8 protein-coding genes and 1 pseudogene are annotated in these 17,608 nt (G+C 55.5%); 4 read left to right on the top strand and 5 right to left on the bottom strand.

Annotated elements, in window-relative coordinates:
* The first annotated feature begins 469 nt into the window (after positions 1-469).
* Positions 470-2,314: a DUF2779 domain-containing protein gene (locus JTM80_RS20540; protein ID WP_205370197.1), complete on the top strand. Its 1,845-nt coding sequence runs from the start codon at positions 470-472 to the stop codon at positions 2,312-2,314.
* Between the two features lie 109 nt (positions 2,315-2,423).
* On the opposite strand, the gene JTM80_RS20545 is transcribed toward JTM80_RS20540, so the two are convergent.
* The 4 genes from JTM80_RS20545 to JTM80_RS20560 all read right to left on the bottom strand — a co-directional run bounded on the left by JTM80_RS20545 (position 2,424) and on the right by JTM80_RS20560 (position 9,790).
* Positions 2,424-3,746 (bottom strand): homoserine dehydrogenase, encoded by a 1,323-nt coding sequence (locus tag JTM80_RS20545; RefSeq protein ID WP_172356490.1) that lies wholly within the window; start codon positions 3,744-3,746, stop codon positions 2,424-2,426.
* A 174-nt stretch (positions 3,747-3,920) separates the two neighbouring features.
* Entirely contained in the window at positions 3,921-4,424 is a 504-nt protein-coding gene (locus JTM80_RS20550; RefSeq protein WP_225906695.1) for a nucleoside deaminase, read from the bottom strand.
* Positions 4,425-4,676: 252 nt separating this feature from the next.
* The gene (locus JTM80_RS20555) at positions 4,677-8,288 is read right to left on the bottom strand and encodes an AAA-like domain-containing protein (RefSeq protein ID WP_172356488.1); all 3,612 of its coding nucleotides are present in this window, start codon (positions 8,286-8,288) and stop codon (positions 4,677-4,679) included.
* Positions 8,285-9,790: an AAA-like domain-containing protein gene (locus tag JTM80_RS20560; RefSeq protein ID WP_205370198.1), complete on the bottom strand. Its 1,506-nt coding sequence runs from the start codon at positions 9,788-9,790 to the stop codon at positions 8,285-8,287. Before JTM80_RS20560 ends, JTM80_RS20555 begins: the two co-directional genes overlap by 4 nt.
* 976 nt (positions 9,791-10,766) lie before the next feature.
* Here JTM80_RS20560 and JTM80_RS20565 point away from each other — a divergent pair.
* The 3 genes and pseudogenes from JTM80_RS20565 to JTM80_RS20575 all read left to right on the top strand — a co-directional run.
* Positions 10,767-13,694: a GAF domain-containing hybrid sensor histidine kinase/response regulator gene (locus JTM80_RS20565; RefSeq protein WP_205370199.1), complete on the top strand. Its 2,928-nt coding sequence runs from the start codon at positions 10,767-10,769 to the stop codon at positions 13,692-13,694.
* Positions 13,695-13,728: 34 nt separating this feature from the next.
* Positions 13,729-15,099 (top strand): hybrid sensor histidine kinase/response regulator, encoded by a 1,371-nt coding sequence (locus JTM80_RS20570; RefSeq protein WP_205370200.1) that lies wholly within the window; start codon positions 13,729-13,731, stop codon positions 15,097-15,099.
* 1,015 nt (positions 15,100-16,114) lie between these two features.
* Positions 16,115-16,351 (top strand): annotated as a pseudogene (locus tag JTM80_RS20575) (IS1 family transposase); the annotation flags it as partial.
* Positions 16,352-16,363: 12 nt separating this feature from the next.
* Here JTM80_RS20575 and JTM80_RS20580 read toward each other — a convergent pair.
* A complete protein-coding gene (locus tag JTM80_RS20580) occupies positions 16,364-17,602 on the bottom strand; it encodes an AbrB family transcriptional regulator (protein ID WP_172356480.1) in 1,239 nt (412 codons plus the stop codon).
* Between the last annotated feature and the right edge of the window lie 6 nt (positions 17,603-17,608).

The following is a 17,608-nucleotide window of genomic DNA, read 5'->3' on the forward strand; positions in this document are numbered from 1 at the left end:
AATCACTTCAAAAAATAGAGAAAAATTTCCTTAAGAGCTTCGTTCTCCAGCAAATTCCCGGCAAGTCTCCGATCAAGATAAACCAGCATCATCGCACAATCTCTTTTGCATCCTCTGTTTTCTTCACCTCTCTTCTGACGCAGTAGCGATTGTGAAACAGATTTAAGCCGAAACAGATTTTAACTAATGCGTTGGGTAGCGCCAAAAGTATCGGTTCTAAGGGATTCGGCTCTAGGGAATTGGCTCTATTGACGATCGCCTAGCCAGAATGCCAAAGATAGAACAGCGCAACGCGATTTCTTTTGGGCGATCGCCATTATCTCTTTGTTCGCACTGTTCGTGCTGTTTGCACTGTTCGTGCTGTTTGCACTGTTCGTGCTGTTTGCACTGTTTGCACTGTTTGCACTGTTTGCACTGTTTGTTTTGTACTGCTTGCACTGTTTGTACTGTTTCTTCACCAATACTCCGCATGTATTTGTCAAAATCTGACTTCAAGCTGGCTCGGTCTTGCCCTACGAAGCTTTACTACCACAAACTGGGCTATCCTTCGGTGCAGGCCGGCAGCGAGTTTCTGGAACTGCTGGCAGAGGGCGGATATATTGTGGAGGCGATCGCCAAACTGCGCTTTCCAGACGGAGTTCGGGTGCAAGCCGAAGCAGACCCAGAAGCGGCAAATGCAGAAACGCTGGCGCTGCTGAACCGTACAGACTCCATCACGCTGTTTGAGGCAACCTTATTGTGCGATCGCGTCGTGGCGCGGGCCGACATTTTGGTAAAACGGGGGCGACGGATTGACCTGATCGAAGTCAAGGCCCGATCCTTTGACCCCACCGAGTATCAAAAGCGCATCGCAGAAGGAAAATCCAGTCTGTTTTCGCTGGCGGCCTGGCGCGACACGCTCGAAGATGTTGCGTTCCAAGCCCACCTGCTGCGATCGCACTTCCCCGATTTCGAGATTCGCGCCTTTCTCATGCTGCCCGACAAGACCAAACCCTCCGCCATCGACCAACTGCATCGCCAGTTTCAAGTACGGCGCATTCCAGTAGATGCAGGCTTTTCGCAGATTCAGGTCGAGTTTTTGGGCGACGAAGCAGCGCTCAGCGCGGCCAGCTTTCTGACCCAGAAGATCGACATCACCGCCGAAGTAGAGGCGACGCTGCCGACAGTTCGTGCAGGCATTCAGCAATACACAGCGCTGCTCTGGCCCAGCTTGCAACGGGCCGAACCCGCCCTGTCGATCAGTTGCCGTGACTGCGAGTATTGGGTCGAGGACGAAGCCCCACTCAACGGTTTTCGCCACTGCTGGGGCGACTTAGCAGACGTGTCGCCGCATCTGCTAGACCTATATCGCGTCGGCAGCCTGGGCGATCGCGCTAATGAACTCATTCAGCACGGCAAGGTCAGCCTATACGACGTAACGCCAGATCTGCTGGTCAAAAAAGACGGCTCCATGAGCGCCTACACCGATCGCCAACTGCGCCAACTCCATCACACCCGCGAAGACACCGAGTGGGTTTCGGCAGAGCTAGCGGACATTTTAGACAGTTTTGACTATCCGCTGCACTTTATCGACATGGAAACCTGTGCGCCTGCCATTCCCTGCTACAGCGGGATGCGCCCCTACGAAACGATCGCCTTCCAGTGGAGTTGCCACACGCTGACCGCACCCAATGCCGAACCGCAGCACGAATGCTGGCTCTGCACCGAAGACGAGTTCCCCAACTTTGCCTTTGCCGAATCGCTGATGCAGCACCTCGGCAGCACGGGCACGCCCTTTATGTGGAGCAAACACGAAAACACCGTGCTGCGAGAAGTGCTGGAGCAAATGACCCGGCGCAGCTATGACAACCCTGCCCTGCGCGACTGGCTTGGCCACACCGTCAAGCTCAACGGGGACGATCGCGGCCGCCTGGTCGATCTCTGCCAGCTAACAGAAAAGCACTACCTCCATCCCCAGATGCGCGGCAGCACCTCGATCAAAGTCGTGGTAGAAGCGATCTGGCGCACCAATCCAGTCCTGCGCGATCGCTTTCCAGAATATGTCCGCTACGACGAGACCGGCCGCCTGCTCAGTCCCTACAAAGCACTACCCACGCAGTCGATCCACGGAGCAGCGATCGCCGTCACCGAAGGCCCTTCCGCCGTCCGCGCCTACCGCGCAATGGTTCACCACACCGAGGGCCCCTGCGACCCCGCTACCCGCGACCAGTGGAAAGACCTGCTGCTGCAATATTGTCAGCTTGACACCGCCGCAATGGTGATGATCTGGTGGCACTGGGCGGGACTGTTGCGGGGGAAAGCGAGAAGAGGGTGAGGGAAGAACGAAGAACGAAGAGGGAAGAACGAAGAACGAAGAGGGAAGAACGAAGAGGGAAGAATGGGGTTTTCGTTCTTCGTTTTTCGTTCTTCATTTTTCATTTTTTCTACAGCACCCGCAGCACGCTAGGAATCTCCGCCACGCCCTCAAAGCCGCGAATCTCTGCCAGGGCTTTGCGGAAGTTGCCCTCGCGCACGTCATGGGTGACAACGACAATTTCCGCCAGGTCGTCCTGAAAGCCAATCTGCACCACGGATTCCAGACTCACGTCATGGTCGCCAAAGCAGGTGCCCAGTCGCCCAATCACACCGGGCATATCGCGGGTGAGGAAGCGGGCGTAGAAGCGGCTGACGACTTCATCCATCGGGCTGATGGTGCAGTAGTGCTGATGGATGCAGGCCAGCAGCAGATGCAGGTCGGCAGTGGAATGAGGCGACCTGCTACCCGTTGCTTTCAAAATCGCCACGATGTTTTGAATATCGGACACCACGGCGCTGGCGGTGGGCCCAGACCCCGCACCCCGGCCAAACAGCATTACCTGCCCCACCGGATCGCCTTCAAACAAAATCGCGTTGTAAACGTCATTGACGCTGGCGAGGGGGTGGCTCTTGGGCAGCAGCGTCGGGTGGACGCGCACTTGCAGATGGTCGGTTGCGTCGTCCGGGGCGCTGGGTTCCCGCAGGGCTGTGGCCAGCAGCTTGATCACAAACCCTAGGCGATCGGCGTAGGCGATGTCGGCGGCGCTGATGCTGCGGATGCCTTCGCAGTAGACTTCGGGCAGCTTGATGCGGCCGCCAAAGGCGAGGGAGGCCAGGATAGCAATTTTGTCGGCGGCATCGAGTCCGTCTACGTCGGCGGTGGGGTCGGCTTCGGCATAGCCCAAGCGCTGGGCATCCGCCAGCACTGCATCAAAGTCTGCGCCTTCGCGGGCCATGCGCGTCAGGATGTAGTTGGTCGTGCCGTTGACGATGCCCATGACGCGGTGAATGCGGTTGACGCTGAGGGATTGTTTCAACGGCTGAATGACCGGAATGCCGCCTGCTACGGCCGCCTCGATCATGACGTACACCCCGGCAGTGCTGGCTGCATCAAAGATTTCGTCGCTGTAGCGGGCAATGACGGCTTTGTTGGCGGTGACGACGTGCTTGCCGTGGGCGATCGCCTTCAAAATGAGCGATCGCGCTGGCTCTAGCCCGCCAATCACTTCCACCACAATGTCAATGTTTGGATCGGTGACGATGGCTTCTAGGTCAGTGGTCAGCAGGTCGGCGGGCAGATCCACCGGGCGCGGCTTGTCGAGCGATCGCACGCCCACTTTGCCAATCTCGATTTCCTGCACCAGCGGATGGCGCAACTCCGGATTCAGCAGAATCTCTGCCGTCCCTGCGCCCACCGTTCCCAAGCCCAATAGCCCAATCTTGAATGCCACAGTTCTCGACCCGTGAAAATCGTCTTCCCCCAATTGTAGGAGGGAATGTCTGCGCGGGTGAGGGCGCTGCTACTGCAAAAAATTCGTATCCAGGGTTCGCCCCGGCTGCTCCAGGCGTTTGGCCGATGCTTTCCGGCGTAAGCGTTAGGTTTTGTAAGGTCTTGACAGGAGACTTCAGGGCGATCGCCAAAAGTCTCGATGCACCGCTACGATTTCGTCCTCCAGCGCATCGAACGGCCCCCAAACGCGAATTGGCTTTTGTCCAGCAGCAAACACCTGGCGACAGGGCAGGCTCAGCGTCGGGTTTTGCGCGTCGCTGCCCGTCAGCGCCAGCAGGCTGGTTTCGGCAATACCATAGACCAAGCGCCCAATGTTGCCCCAATACTGGGTTCCCGCGCACATGACGCAGGGTTCGGCGGTGGTGTAGAGCGTGCAGTTCCACAGATACTCCGGGCTGAAATTGGTGCTTGCAACCCGCACCAGCACGGATTCGGCGTGGTTCACCGTGTTGACGTTGCCCTGTTCTAGCAGCACCGTTTCGTGATCTGGCGCGACGAGAATTGCCCCGAAGGGATGATGCCCAAAGCCCCTAGCGCGGAGGGCGATCGCATTGGCCCGCCGCAGATGATGCAGCATTTGCGCTGGCGTGGGGTCTGGATGGTCGAAGGTGTAAGGCATAAGGCATACGTCTTTCTCAAAATTCGCGCTTACACCACACTCAGCGCGACTCCGCAAAATTAAGCTCGCCCATGACCGACTATATCCCGGCTTCGCTCCGCCAATTTGTCACCCGGCGAGCATCCGAAGCCAGGGAGTATTGCCTAATCCATCAGACTTTCTCTATCTATCGCCATGAGTCTCCATGAGGTTGCCCCGAATGTTGCTTAACGAGGATTCCGCTTGCAATGACCTGCCCACCGGCCCGGGCGCTCAGAAAAACTTGCGGCAAAGTTGGCGATCGCCCTCGTTCAGGGTCGGATGGGTTTTAAAGTAATCCCGCAGCCAGTTGCAGCCGTAGCCCATCAAGTCCAGATTCAGCAGAGAATCCATATTCCAGATAATGGCCACCCGGTCTTCGCCCCCCGATACCACCGTTTTCCTATCGGGGCTAAAGGCAATCGATCGCACGCCCGAATTGTGCCCTTGCAGATTAAACAAGCGCCCGGTAGTGCGATTCCACACAGTCACAGTGTTGTCCATGTTGCCAACTGCAACCTGCTGACCGTCTGGACTGATGGCTACCCGCGACAGGCCAAGCCCGTCTACTTCAACTGCTTCTAGCAGTTCTCCCGTGCGGCTCCATCGCCTAATCGTGCGATCGCGCCCCGTAGACACCAGCCACGTTCCATCTGGGCTAAACGCCACCCCCCACACGGCCCCCAGATGGTCTGCCAGGGTTAGCTTCGGTTCTGGAGATAGCCGTCCATCCGGTTCCAGTCCCCACACTTTAACTGTGCGGTCAATCGCTGCGGTTGCCACCTGCTGACCGTCGGGGCTAAAGGCCACGCTCCAGATCCGCGATGCCGGATGCGCCAGAATCGCTTGGTGTGGTGCAAACGAACCGTCCGCCCGGCGCGTCCAGAGCCGCAGGGCCCCGTCGTCTCCCACAGAGGCAATATGTCGTCCATCGGGGCTATACTGCACGTTCATAATGGAAGCCGTGTGGCCCGAAAGCGCGGTCGTGGTGCGGCTTTGTAGGTCGAGCAAGTAAAGGTTTGTATCTACGCTACCCAGGGCCAGGGTTTTGCCATCCGGGGCAAATGCGCCGGAGTTGAGCCGCTCTGGCAGGCTGAATTGATTGACTAATGCCCCATCCGATCGCCAGAAGCGAACCTGCGCTCCAGAGATGGTCGCCAATAGCAGCGGCTCTCCAGGCGCTTGAGGCTTATAGGCGACTTGATTCACCACTTCTGGTAGCCCAATCAGGGGGATTGAGAACGACGACGGTTTCCATAGCTTGACCTGTCCATCTTCTGATGCGGAAGCAATGGTCTGGTTGTCCGCTGCGATCGCCACATTCCGAACAACCGCCTGATGGCCTTGAAATGTTCTCAACGGGGTTCCATCGCTCCGCCAGAGCTTGACTGTCCGGTCGGCGCTGGCAGAGGCGAGGGTTCTGCCGTCGGCGCTAAAGCGGACGTGCAACACTTCGGCATCATGACCGGCCAACGTTTTGGAGAGGCGACCGGCCCGACTCCAAAGCCGGATTTGACTGTCCCCGCTGCCTGTGGCAAGCAGTTGCCCATTCGGGCTATGGGCGACACTCCATACAGGCGCATCGCTGACCTGAGTGGTCCGAATCAAGGTGCCATCCACTGTCCAGAAAGTCAGTTTTCCATCAGTGCTGCCCGACACAATCTGCTGACCATCAGGACTAAACACGGCTTGCCAGGTAGCCGCATCGTAGCCCGTTAGGGTGCGAACTAGGCTGCCGTCGGCAACGCGCCAGAGCTTGAGCGTGCGATCGCCGCTGGCAGACACCAAAAGGCGACTATCCGGGCTAAACGAAACGTTCCACACCGGGGCAGTGTGCCCTTTCAGCATTAAGCCAACGGAGCCGTCTAGCCTCCACAACTGCACCATGCCGTCTACGTTGGCCGTCGCTACAAATTGGCTATTGGGGCTGATGCGGATGCCGTGGGGCGTGGCGCTGGTGGACAGGGTGCGAACCAGGGTTCCGTCAGGCTTCCAAAGCTTAACGGTGCGATCAGTTCCCCCGGACGCAATCCACTCACCATCAGCACTCTGATCGACTGCCAGGACTCCTCCCTGATGACCGACCAGCCGATTCGTTTCATCCGCACCCTGAACCGCTTGCGCCAAAACCCTGTCAGTTTTCGCATCCAGATCTTGGCGCAGGGTCGGGTCGAGGAATAGCAGCGATTGAAATTTGTGACGCGCCTGAATCGCTTGGAACAGTGCATCGAGCCGCTGGTGTGAGGCGTAGTTGCCCTTGGAAGCAGCGGCGATCGCCCGCACCTCGCTCACTGCCGACCGCTGATAAGCATTGAGCGCCGCCAAACCAGACAGCACCGCAACCCCCAGCGCAATGCTCATGCCCACCAGTAGCCGCCGCTGGCTGCGAGAGCTCCGGCGCTCTAGCTCTAGCCGTGCTTCCACTTCTTGCAGCCGCTCCGCTTCGAGCTGCTGCTGCATGATGCGTCGATCTAGCCCCTGGCTAGCTGCCAAAAATTGATAATCTAAATCGCTTAGATATTTGCCCTGGGCCCAATCTACGGCCGCCTGGAGCGCCTGCCCCCGCAGCAGCCGCGATTCATCCTGAAAGCCAGAGTCTACCCAGGCATTCAGCGACTGGGCATAGGGACGCAGCCGATCCAGTTGCGTATTCACCCAGGCTTTGTCAAACACGGCTCTGTAAATGCGGTTTTTGACGCGCAGGATGCCGTTGTGCTTTTCGACCAGCCCGGAGAGCAGGAGTTGGGTTTGTTCGGGAGAGTCGGGTAGATTTTGGATTTTAGGTTTTGGATTGCTGGAGATTGCAGGTTCGCAGGGCGTTTGTGCAACAGGCTGGGGCAATGGAATCTGGGGCGATGGAATAGCCGTGTCGGCAGTTTCTCGCTGCAAGATCTGCTGATAAAGGCCCAGGAGACGGCTGGCGCATTGCTCGTTAATCAAGAGGCGATCGCGGATTGTTTTCAGGTGTTCTGGCTCGTCTTGCGATTCCCAATGCTGGAGAATGCGCGATCGCACCAGTTGATCAATCCACAGCGCTTCAGTGCCCGGTGGCAGCACGAGCTTGCCCGATGGAGCCTCCAGCGCAATCTGCACCACCAGATGACACAGCTTTTGGGTCAAAAACGGCTGCCCATTCGTCCAGCCCAAAATCGCCCGCACTACGGCAGACGGCTGGCTGACGATCCCCACTAGCCCTTCGATCAGCGGGGCGACTTCATCCGGCTGAAACCCAAATAGCTCGATCGCCGTGCCAATATTAAACGGGGTGCGGCGCTTGTCGTCGATCAGGTCAGAGGGCGTGGCTACGCCAAACAGAGCAAAGCTCAACTGCTGAAACAGGGGATTGTGCGATCGCTGGTTATAGCAATGCCGAATCCAGGCAAAAAAATCGCTCACGCCAAAGGGCAGGCTCAGCAGGCTGTCGATTTCGTCAATCAGAACTACGATGGGCTGCTGCGCCAACCGAGAGACTAGAACATCTTCTACAAACTGGTGCAACTGCTGCACAGGCGAGAGGTCAGCGTGGTTATCGCGCCACTGCTTCAGGTTGATCTGGCTATCTAGACCTACGCCGTGGTGCAGAATCGTGATAATGCCGCGATACCACTGGAGCGGTGTCAGGTTTTCGCTGCCCAGTTGCGTAATATCGAGATAAACGCAGAGACGGCCAGCTTCCTGAAGACGAGCGCTGGTGCGCTGGAGCAGCGACGACTTGCCCATCTGCCGCGAATTCAGCACATAGCAAAACTCTCCCCGAATCAGCGCTTGATAGAGATGCTCATCGGCCTGGCGCACCACATAGGTTGGGTCGCTGGCGCGGAGGCTGCCGCCGACCTGATATCTCATAGCAAGGGCGACTCAGACATAAACTGCTGCCGGAAGTATTGATGGTACAGCCGACAGCGGGACAGTACGCGATTCCCGCAGGGATTGTTTTGCAAATCACCCTCGTAGCGCAGCAAGCCCCGGCTTTCCAGCCGATAGGCCTGGAGCGGGTCTAGCAACACGCTCTGCCCACACTCGGCCAGCACAACGGTTCGCAGCGCCGCCAGCAGGTTTGGATGCTGTTGTATTGTTACCCAGTGTCGCCAGAGGTGGGGACGAAAAATGCCGCCTGTGGCGATCGCCCCTTGCACCAGTTGCGACAGCGACAGTCCATAGGTACAGATGTGATACAGCGCCATCCGCACCAGCCCTGGATGGCCGCCAATCAGATCGATCAGTTGCTCCACTTCGTCCATGCCCCAGGGTAGCCCATGCCGCTGCGCCAGATTTAGCACCTGCTCAGCCGAGAACTCCGGCAACCGCAGCGGCAAGCCGATATTAAAGGGCGATTGATTGATATCCAGCGCTACATACGCTTCGGTAGAATAAACCACCACCAAACGCAGCTTTTGCAGTGTTAGATCTCGCCGCGACTCCTCGTACCACGAGCGCAACAGCGGAAAAAAGTCCTGAGCAAAGGCGGTATGCTCAAAAAATCGATCGATCTCATTCAGCACCAGCACAACGGGCGCGTCGATCTGCTTGAGCAGATAGGTTTTCAGATAAAAGCTACAGCTTAGCTTGCTGCCAATCTCCTCATCCCAATAGTCTTCCAGGTTTGGCGGAATATGGAGCGCCTGCGCCAGCCGCAGACAGAAACTCCGCAAAAACTTACTGAGATCGTTTAGCAGCGCCGAGTCAAACTGGTTGCAGTCTAGCGTCACCGTGCGATAGCCTTGCGCCTCGGCCACCGTCAGCAGGCGCAGCGTCAGCGAGGTCTTGCCCATGCCGCGCGGCGCACGAATCCGGATGACGCAACCGGGTTGAGAAATTTCCTGGTAGGCTAGCGCCTCGATGGGCGGGCGATCGATATAGAACGGTGAGTCGAGCGGTACAGGCCCGTCGGGGTAGGGCAGCGCTCCTGAGAGCGACGGGTTTGAAGGATGAACCGCCGCAGCAGCGGGGCGAGGGCTGGCTTTGGGCCAATGAGTTGGAGGACTCAACGAACCAGACGATTCGCTGGAGCCTAGTTCTATCTCCGTTCTGGGTGATTGGGCAGGCAAGGGGCAAGGCGATTCGCCTGGGGCAACCTCCGATTCCGCCAAATCGCCGACGACAACGTAATCCCTGGACTGCAAATCTAAATTAAAGCTACTAAAGCAGAGGTGCAGCGTTCTTCGATCGATGCCAGAGTTGAGAGACCAGAGGCGGCTGAGGGTTTTGGTAGACACCCGAATCCGGTCGCCCAACTCTTCCAATGTAAAGCGTTCACCATCGTTTTCTGCAATTTCCACAGCGGCGATCGCCGCCTGCAATCGCTTCAGCCCTGCATGGGTCAGCACTACTCCTCGCCGTCGTTTCATTTTCGACTGCTTCGCTGTACCTGATTTTCCTATACTAGATATCTTTGCTTGATCTGCGTCTATCGTTGCCATAGCCCCTTTTCATTTCGCCAGTCCTATTGGTAGTGATACGGAGAGAGTAGTCTGCTGTACGCTACCACCAGAGATCCGCCTTCTGGAATTCAGGCTTACCATAGGCGATCGCCCGCTTAATCGACACGTTAGTCCAGCTTTTCTGACAGCCAACGCCAATATCCACTCATACTACCCGCAAATTTCCTGTAAAGACTTTAGATACGCTCCTGGTTAACTTCCTAACCGTTCCCACGCAATACCTCCCTTGACAACCGAAACCCGGCACAGAAATCCAGCGATGAAATCTGGCCCCTTATCGTCGCAAGCGATACAGCATTTCCTTTCGAGGGGACGCAAGTGCCAACTAAGAAAGGCGAGGGCTTTTGTCCCATCTCATGCCTCACCTGCTTCAAAAACGCTGTATTGGGCGCTTAGTAAACAAGCTTCTAGACAAGCCCCCACTCCATAGCCCGCAGGAATCGATGCAACTCCTTAAAGGCAAGGCAACCATGCGAAAACTGTAATATTAAGAATTTGTAACGTCACTTGTCGTGTCTGCCGCACTCTGACCTTTCTTTCGTAAAACTTCTCCATCCGTTTGAACCTTCCCTCTAGCGGGTATTCTATGCTGTATAGTAGCCAAAATATAGACTTAATCAGCTTTTATAGCTGGTTTTCCAGTATTTTAGAGATTCTGTCAATCCCCTGGCGAAGAAACCTTCTTGCCAATCCACTTGTATTTGGATCTCTCATCGTTGTGTTTGTGTTTGATGGTTTGCCCGACGCGTTTCTAGGCTGTTCTCTCTGGTTGGCTGTCTTTTCTTTTCATACTGTTTAGTATCCGTGTGTTTATTGTTCGTTCGCCTCTACTAGCAAAATGTTTAGCCCATTGATGAATGGTCTTCTGTTGTCCGAGCAGTATATGCCCCACGGTCATTGTTATCTTTGGCAGACACCGCTGGTCAGCCTGCATGTGGTCAGTGATGCCCTAGTGGCGATCGCCTATTTTTCCATTCCAGCGATCCTGATTTACTTCGTCCGCAAGCGCGAAGACTTGCCCTTTTCCAGAGTGTTTTTCCTGTTCAGCGCGTTTATCGTGCTGTGTGGCATTGGGCACCTGTTCGACATTTGGACGCTGTGGCATCCGGACTATTGGCTTTCGGGGTTGGAACGAGCGCTAACCGCACTAGTGTCTTGCTATACAGCGCTCCAGCTGGTGGAACTGGTGCCGCAATTTTTGGCCCTCAAAAGCCCTGAGCAGCTAGAGCGGCTAAACCATCAGCTTGCCGCCGAGGTGGAGCAGCGCAGGCAGGCCGAGTCTCTGCTGGAGGTGCGGGTACAAGAGCGCACCAGCGAACTGTTGAAAACCAACGAGGCGATGCGCCAGGAGATCGAAGAACGCACCATAGCCGAACGCAAGCTACAGCAGTCGTTTGAGCGGGAACAGGCGATCGCCCGCGTGGTGCAGCGGATGCGCCAGAGCCTCAGCCTCAGCCACATTTTTGAGACGACCACCCACGAACTGCGACAAACGCTGGCGTGCGATCGCACCCTCATCTATCGATTCAACCCAGACTGGAGCGGCGAGGTGGTTGCCGAATCGGTCGCCGACGGCTGGAGCAAAATTGTCGTGTCGTCAGAAGTGACCGACGCTTCGTCGCTTTCTTCCAGCCTGGAAAACACAAATTCACACCACTCTTACAACGCTTCTCGCAACTCTGTAGATCTATCCAGTCCCAAAGATCTATCCAGCCCAAAGGATACGAACCCGCCTCCTGAAGCCAGCACGCTGGTCAACCAGGCGGGCTGCACCGTCAAACAATTCGATGGCACCGAAACCCTGATTCGGGATACCTACCTGCAAAATACCGAAGGCGGCATCTATCGGCGCAAGACTGGCTCGTACTGCTGCGTTCCGGATATCTACACGGCTGGCTTTTCTCCCTGCTACCTCAACGTTTTAGAAACCTTGCAGGCTCGTGCGTATACGATTGTCCCCATCTTTTGTCGCAATCAGCTTTGGGGGCTACTTGCCGCCTACCAAAACAGCGCTCCGCGCCAGTGGCAAGAGAACGAAGTGCAGATGATTCTGCAAATTGGTAGCCAGCTAGGGGTTGCGGTGCAGCAGGCAGAACTGCTTGCCCAAGCGCAGACCCAGGCAGAGGAATTGCAGCGGGCCAAAGATCAGGCCGATGCTGCAAACCGCGCAAAGAGCGAGTTTTTGGCCAACATAAGCCACGAACTGCGGACTCCGCTGAATGCCATCCTGGGGCTTAGCCAATTGCTCAGCCTAGATCACAGTCTTCACCAGGACTATCGAAATGACTTGGATACCATTCAAGCCAGCGGGGAACACCTGCTCCAACTGATCAACGACGTGCTGGAGATGTCGAAGATTGAGGCAGGGCGGCTCACCATTCAGGAGAGCGTGGTAAATCTCCAGGATTTGCTCAACAGTTTGCAAAGTATGCTGCAAGTCCGGGCAAATGCGAAAGGGCTGCGGTTGGCGTTTGAGATAGATGCGGATCTGCCCGTGGCGATCGCCACCGATGAAGGCAAGCTGCGCCAGGTTCTCATTAATCTGCTGGGCAATGCGGTTAAATTTACAGAAAAAGGCTGTGTGACGCTACGGGTTCGTGCAGTTCCACATTCCAGCAATTTGACAGCCTCAGATCTGCTGGCGTTCTACCGGTCACCGGCCGACTTGTATCTAGGTTCCATTGATGCAGCGGCTCATTCCACAGCCCACGCTGAAGCCCATTCCGAAGGAGCAGTGAAGCTGGCAACGCCATCCGGACTCAGCCAAACAGCATTCCACTTGCCGTCCAATCCCAAATCAGGCAACGAGGCTGCTCAGAAATACACGCCCATGTATCTGGTGTTTCAAGTAGAAGACACGGGCTATGGCATCGCTGAAGACGAGCTAGACCAACTCTTTAAGCCGTTTAAGCAGACTCGCAGCGGCATGAACGCTTCAGAAGGAACCGGCCTGGGGCTGACCATCAGCCGTAAGTATATACAGATGATGGGGGGCGACATCACGGCTCACAGCAAACTGGGGCAAGGCAGTGTGTTTACCTTCTGCATCCAGGCAGACGCGGTGGATGAATTCCTTTGCGTCCCCGAAACGACGGAGCCAAAAGGACGGGTATTGGGGTTGGCAATGGATCAGCCCACTTACCGTCTGCTGGTGGTAGAAGATCATCCGGTGAATCGAGATTTGCTGATTCGCTTGCTTAGTATTCACGGATTTGAGGTGCAGCAGGCGACTAATGGGCAAGAGGCGATCGCCCTCTGGAAAGCCTGGCGGCCCCACCTCATCCTGATGGATATGCAAATGCCCGTGATGAATGGCTACGAGGCAACTCGGCAGATTCGTCAGGAAGAGGAGAAACTGTTAGATACCAATCCCACTGCCAGTCACACCTGCATCATCGCCCTCACGGCCAGTGCCTTTCGAGAGCAGCGCCAGCAAATCCTGAATATGGGCTGTGACGACTTCATCAGCAAGCCCTTTAAGCGAGAGCAAATCTTTGAGGCGATCGCCCGCCATCTCTCTGTGCGCTATGTCTACGACGATGTTTCGTCAGAACGTGCAGTGGGTAGCGCCAGCACAACCCTCCCCATGCAGCTAGAGCCGGAGCAGTTTCAGTCGATTCCAACTTCCTGGATCGCCAATCTTCATCAGGCTGCCCTCCAGGGAAACGACCTGCGGATTTTAGACCTGTTGGGCGAACTTTCTTCCGATCAAGCCGAACTGCATCAAGCCTTGTCTTACATGGCCCAAGAATTTCAATTCGACAAAATTCTAGCGGCGACTCAGCCGCTTCTTGCCAATGCTGCATCCTAATCCTCCGATGGCTGAGACATCTCAGCACACCAGTATGCCAAACTCTATGCCCAACGCCACCCTAAACCCATTGTGCATCTCAGTGTCGGAGCAACCGCCGAATTCACCCCGACCCGATCTGCTGATCGTGGACGACATCCCTGATAACATCCGCTTTTTGTCAAAATTTCTGATGGCGCAGGGTTACGAAGTCCGCAAAGCCACCAGTGGGGCAATGGCACTGCGGGCGATCGCCGCCTTGATGCCAGACCTGATCTTGCTCGATGTCAACATGGGCGAGATGAGCGGCTATGAACTTTGCACCCGGCTCAAGACCGATCCGGCAACCCAGCACATCCCGATCATCTTTCTCAGCGCAGGCAGCGATACCCTCGATAAAGTCCAAGCTTTTAAGGTCGGTGGTTCGGACTACATCACCAAGCCCTTCCAGCTAGAAGAAGTGCTGGTGCGGATTCAGACCCAACTCACATTGCGATCGCTCCAGGAGTCGCAAAAAATTCAAAACCAAAAGCTGCGACAAACCCTGGAAGATCTCAAACGAGCGCAGGCCAGCCTAATCCAGCAGGAAAAAATGTCCACCCTGAAAAAGGTTGTAGCTGGCGTTGCCCACGAAGTCAACAATCCGCTGAGCTTTATTGCCGGCAACGTCGAGCCGGCCCGCCAGTACGTGCAAACCCTCGTCGAGTTGTCCCATCTCTACCAACAACACTACCCAGATCCACCCGCTGCCATTCGCGACTTCCAGACTGAGGTTGATTTAGATTTTGTTGCTGAAGATCTAAACAAAATCTTGCGGTCGATGAAAACAGGCGCAGCCCGCATCAAAACTGTCGTGTCGGCGCTGCGTAGCTTCACGCATCTAGACGAAGCAGGCCTCAAGCGCATCAGCCTGCAAGATACCGTAGAAACGGTCTTAACCCTCCTCCGCTATCGTCTGGAAAACCGCTCCACAGGTACGACTATTCAGGTTCGCAAACACTATCAGTCTATTCCTCCGGTCAATTGCTACGCTGAGCAAATCAGTCAGGCAATTTTTAATCTACTGGTCAATGCTGTCGATGCCGTCGAAGCAAAACTAGATCATCTGGAGAAAAATCCCTCAGAGGTTCCCTACACGCCAGAAATTGTAATCACGATTCGACAAGGGTCGGAGCGGTGCATCCTGCTCCAGATTCAAGACAACGGCATTGGTCTTTCCCAGGAAAAGCAGAGCCGTCTGTTTGAACCATTTTTTAGCACCAAGCCTGCGGGGAAAGGGCTGGGGCTGGGGCTAGTGACAGCTCGCCGCATTATTGAGGAGCAACACTACGGGCAACTCACCTATGCCTTCGAGGATCATTGCACTACATTTTCAATTTCCATACCTATCAGCGATCTCGCACTCTCTCCCGTCTCTCGCCCTTAGAACAGGCGCACTATTTTCTCTTTATAGAGAGCAGCTTCAGGGTGCCTTCAGTTCGTGGGTCTGGCTTGGCGGCGTTGGTTTTGTGCCGCTGCAATGCCCAATCGAACCAATTAGCAAGCATCTTAAAATATTAAGTGTCTTAAATGTCTCCAGGACTCACGCACTTGCGATGAGTTTTCTGAGTTTTGGACGATTTCTCGCGAATTGTCCAACTGCGTAAGTCCCATGCAAGCTGAACTATCTGAGATTATTCTGACAGTACCTGTATAACAGTACCTGTATATACACCCCTAAACGCCTACTCTAAATTACTCTAAATATAGATAAACCTATACAGTAGGTAACATTATGTCTTTTGGCAATCCCCCGAATGGATGACTTAAATTTCCAAACTGCTATGTTTTTTTTCACCTAAAGATGGGATTGTATTAGGGAGTAATTCGATCTAAAGCCGCTTTGCAAATGGGGCAGGTGCGTTTTTGCGGGTTGCAGGGTTCGTGTCTAGGTGTGTCTGTTTTCGGGTTCAGTTCGTTCAAGAAGGTTTGTTCTCTTTTTTTGTGCGGTTTCTCAACTCTATGTCGGCTGTTTTGGCGAGGTGTGTAAGTCTGCTGGCAGTGTCTTGGCATTTTAGGATTCGAGTCAATTCGGAGTTGGGAACGAGGCGTGAGTAGTCCGTATGCCGCACGGCATGTTTTTGACATTTCTTTCACCAAGCGAGATACATAAGCAAAATACACGAGCAGTCTCAGGTCGTGGCGTTGCCGGGTGTTGGTCTTTGATCACACTGATGGGTTTGCCCTCTGCAGGCGTTGTGGCGCAGTTTACAGACTCTAGTGAGAGCGCTGTCTTCGCAGCAGGTCTTTGCTTTACCCCAATGGCACGACTTTTGAGCTTAGTTCTGACTTTCGACTATCAGAGCGGTTGTCGGCTTGTCTGACCGATGTTGCTGTGTTGAAAACGTGAGCCAGCCCAGAGCGGGTAATGGCTCATGCTTATGTAGTTGATTAATTGCGCTATGAAATGTCCTCAATGCGGTTCAAACCAGATTCGGAAGAATGGCCATCGCCAAGGAAAACAAAATTACCTTTGCAAGTGCTGTGGTCGCCAGTTTGTAGAGTTTTATTCCCAGCGGGGATACTCTGAAGATGCCCGCCAGATTTGTCTGCGGATGCATCGCTCTGGCATTAACTTTCACGAGATTGAGCGGCTGACGGGCATTAATCACAACACAGTGATCAACTGGGTGAAACAGCAAGAGATGTCTTCACTGCTCAGTATGGATGACGATGCCCTGCTGAGCAGCTAAGCGACTATCTATGTAGCTGGCCAGCCAGATCAGCCCTGGCAGGCTCAGGTTAATCACCAGCAGGCGCACCAAATGGGAGGCGGTGACTAGCTCCACATCGTGCTGGAGCGTGAGAGCAATCCAGATCATTTCTGGGGAGCCACCCGGCGCCGCAATCAGCAAGCAAGTGAGCCAGTCCCAGGGGGTCAGCGCTTTGGCGATCGCCGCCGTGAGCAGCCCCGCACTAAAGGTCAACGTGACCGGGATGATGGCCCGCGCTAGCGTGCTAAGCGTGATGCGCGGGCTGTTTGCCCAGTATTCGCCAATCGTTGTGCCCAGCAAAATCTGCCCCACTACCTTGAGCAGCGGTGGCAGGCTAAAGCTGGCATCAGCGCCGCTGGGCAGTCCAGCAAACCAGTCTGCAAAGCCCAGGGGCGCGAACCCCAGTCCTACTAGGATGGGGCAAAAGAAGGTGGCAACGGGAATGTTCAGCCGCGTGCCCAACTGGGCTGCGAGGGCTGCGGCCGCCAGCACAGCAGCTAGCTCTAGACCATTGCCTAGGGTCAGCCAGTGGGCATCGGGCAATAGCGCCGACAGGGTGCTTCGTAAATCGGTCGTGTGGGGAACCTGCGCCACTAGTGGAATCACGGCAATGATCGTGGTGAAGCGCAAAAGCTGCACCAGCGAAACGAATGCGGTGTTTTTGCTGTAGTCAGCAGCGATGCTGGCCATCACGCCGATATTGCCGGGGGTCGTCGCCAGCACGCCCGTTAGCAGGTCTACTTTCTCTAGACGGGAATAGAAATAGCCAATCACCCCGCCGCTGACTAGGAGCGTCATCCCCAGCAGCACCAGCACAGGAATTTGGGACGACAGGCTGGATAGCGTAGACTGCCGGATGGAAAAGCCAATCGCTAGACCGATGAGCACCTGACCCATTTTTCGCAGGGTTTTGTTGGGCAGAGCAGGTCGATGAAACCAGGTGCGATCGCCATAAAAGACCAGTGCCCCGGCTGCAACACCGCCCAAAATCCATGCGCCGCCGCTCAGCCCCAACATGATGAGCGCCAGTCCGATGAAACCCGCCAGCACCACTTCGGCGATCGCCCGCAATACCTTGACTCCAAGGCTACTTTCTAAATCAGCGGCGATCGCCTCAATCGTGTCTTCAGGTGGCTCAATAGGTGGCTCAATCCGTGGCGCGGTCGGGTCTGTCATGCTGCA

The organism is Thermoleptolyngbya sp. PKUAC-SCTB121, assembly GCF_016919485.1.
Lineage (GTDB): Bacteria > Cyanobacteriota > Cyanobacteriia > Elainellales > Elainellaceae > Thermoleptolyngbya > Thermoleptolyngbya sichuanensis.